This is a genomic window from Streptomyces sp. NPDC057474 (assembly GCF_042802555.1).
Classification (GTDB): Bacteria; Actinomycetota; Actinomycetes; order Streptomycetales; family Streptomycetaceae; genus Streptomyces.
The window spans coordinates 1-2,291 of record NZ_JBHVDX010000469.1; the positions used below are offsets into that span (position 1 = coordinate 1).

The window sequence follows — 2,291 nt, forward strand, 5'->3', positions numbered from 1 at the left end:
CCCCCCGCTGCCGATCCACAGGTCTCGCCAAGGCGCAGCAGAGCAAGCTCCAGTAACCCCCGCAGGATCGAACCATTCCTGGCACTTCCGGAAAAGCGCCCGAACTCGGCGAGTGTCGCCTTCGCGAGAGCGTCATGAGACGCCGGGTCGGTGGCGTCCGTCTGAATGCCGATCACGCGACCGGCGTTCGGAGTGCCCGCCGGCCGAGCGTTGATGGGTGAGCAGGAGGGGAGAAGCGAGGACCCTGGGAGGCCGGTTTCGCGGCTCGACACCGCGCCGCTCTGCTGCGGATGCTGGACCCGGCCGTCCTCGACGGCCGTTCCCTCGGCCACGAACCGGCGGCGGCCCTGCTGGGGAAGCGCGTCTACCTGCTGTTGCCGGCCGCCGGCTCCGGCTCCGGCTCCACCGGTGTCCTGCTGGAGCACCTCCTGGACCGGGCCCGGCACAGCCTGCACCGGACCTTCATGGCCGTCAGCTCCCCTACCGTCGGGGCGCTTTCCACTCTGCTCGCGGCCCGTCGCGACATCGACGCGCGCGCAACGACCCGCCCCGGCACTACGACGTGAGTGGCCGGGTCGATGCGCCGTTCACTCGGCTCCCAGATCGGACCCTCTCGAAGTCGGTCGGCCGTGCGTGCCGTACGGCATTCAGGAGACTGTCCCAGGACTGCTGGAACTTCTGTATCCCTTGGGTCTCCAGGACTTGGGCGACATTGAGGTGGGAGATCCCCAGCCCGGCGAGGGCGTCGAAGTCGGCGCGGGCGTGGTCGTAGGTCCCGGCGATGGTGTTGCCGGTGATCTCGCCGTGGTCGGCAGTGGCATCGAGGGTGGCCTCCGGCATGGTGTTGACCGTGCCCGGTGCGACCAGCTCCGTGACGTAGAGGGTGTCGGCGTAAGAGGGGTCCTTGACACCCGTCGAGGCCCAGAGAGGGCGCTGCCTGTTTGCGGGGCTCCGGTCGAGGGTGGCCCAGCGGACGGAGGGCTGTATCGATCCGTCGGCAGAGCCGAACATCTGCTCGTAAGCCTGATAGGCAAGGCGGGCGTTGGCCAGAGCGGCCTTGCCTCGCATCTCCTTGGCGCCGGGCGTGCCGATCGCGTCCAGTCGCTTGTCGATCTCGGTGTCGACGCGGGACACGAAGAAGGAGGCGACGGAGTGGATCGTGGAGAGGTCCAGGCCGCGCTCCTCGGCCTTCTCCAGGCCGGCCAGGTAGGCGTCCATGACCTCGCGGTAGCGCTCCAGCGAGAAGATCAACGTGACGTTGACGCTGATGCCGAGGCCGATGACCTCGGTGATCGCAAGAAGACCCGCCTTGGTGGCCGGGATCTTGATGAGGGTGTTGGGCCGGTCCACCAGCCAGGCCAGCTGTTTGGCCTCGGCAACGGTCGCGGCCGTACCATGCGCGAGGCGCGGGTCGACCTCGATGGAGACCCAGCCGTCACGGCCGCCGGTGGCGTCGAACACCGGGCGCAGGATGTCCGCCGCGTCCCGGACATCCGCCGTGGTGATCATGCGGACCGCCTCGGAGACCGTCACACCGCGCAGCGCCAGTTCGCGGAGTTGGTCCGCGTAGTCGTCACCCCTGCCGACCGCCTGCTCGAAGATCGTGGGGTTGGTGGTCACGCCGACCACATGCTTGCGCTCGATGAGTTCGGCGAGGTTGCCGGAGGTGATCCGCTTGCGGGACAGGTCGTCCAGCCAGATCGCGACACCTTCGTCGGAGAGGCGCTTGAGTGCGTCGTCGGTCATGGAAGAGCTCTCCTACTGGTGCTTGTTGTCGCGGTTGCCGGCTAGGGCGGCGTGGGAGGCGCGGGCTGCGGCTGCGACGTTCTCGGCGGTGAAGCCGAACTCGCGGAAGAGGACCTCGGCGTCGGCGGAGGCGCCGAAATGCTCCAGCGAAACGATGCGTCCGGCATCGCCGATGTACCGGTGCCAGGTCAGGCCGATGCCCGCCTCGACCGCGACCCTGGCCTTCACGGACGATGGCAGGACACTCTGGCGGTACTGCGCGGACTGCTCCTCGAACCACTCCACCGATGGCATCGAGACCACGCGCGTACCGACCCCCTCGGCTTCCAGCTGCTCGCGCGCCTCCACGGCGAGGTGGACCTCGGAACCTGTCGCGATGAGGATGACCTCCGGCGTCTCGGTAGATGCCTCGAACAGGACGTAGCCGCCACGTGCGGCGTCCTCGTTGGGCTCGTACGTCGGCACGCCCTGGCGGGTCAGCGCGAGACCGTGCGGGGCGCCCTTGCCGAACTCCTTGGTCCAGCGCTTGAGGATCTCGCGCCAGG

3 protein-coding genes are annotated in these 2,291 nt (G+C 68.6%); 1 reads left to right on the forward strand and 2 read right to left on the reverse strand.

Features of this window, described 5'->3' with window-relative positions:
• Nucleotides 1-290: 290 nt before the first annotated feature.
• The gene (locus tag ACFU53_RS47760; RefSeq protein ID WP_384006874.1) at nt 291-566 is read left to right on the forward strand and encodes a hypothetical protein; all 276 of its coding nucleotides are present in this window, start codon (nt 291-293) and stop codon (nt 564-566) included.
• On the opposite strand, the gene tal is transcribed toward ACFU53_RS47760, so the two are convergent.
• Together tal and ACFU53_RS47770 are read right to left on the reverse strand one after the other, a co-directional pair.
• Complete coding sequence (gene tal / locus ACFU53_RS47765) at nt 556-1,746, reverse strand: transaldolase (protein WP_384006877.1); 1,191 nt, start codon at nt 1,744-1,746, stop codon at nt 556-558. The genes ACFU53_RS47760 and tal overlap by 11 nt on opposite strands.
• Before the next feature lie 12 nt (nt 1,747-1,758).
• On the reverse strand, nt 1,759-2,291 hold a 533-nt coding region (locus ACFU53_RS47770), incomplete at its 5' end, for a transketolase C-terminal domain-containing protein (RefSeq protein WP_384006880.1).

Coding starts and splice junctions, on each gene's coding strand:
- tal (WP_384006877.1), bottom strand. CDS start 1,746: ATGACCGACGACGCACTCAAGCGCCTCTCCGACGAAGGTGTCGCGATC.
- ACFU53_RS47760 (WP_384006874.1), top strand. CDS start 291: ATGCTGGACCCGGCCGTCCTCGACGGCCGTTCCCTCGGCCACGAACCG.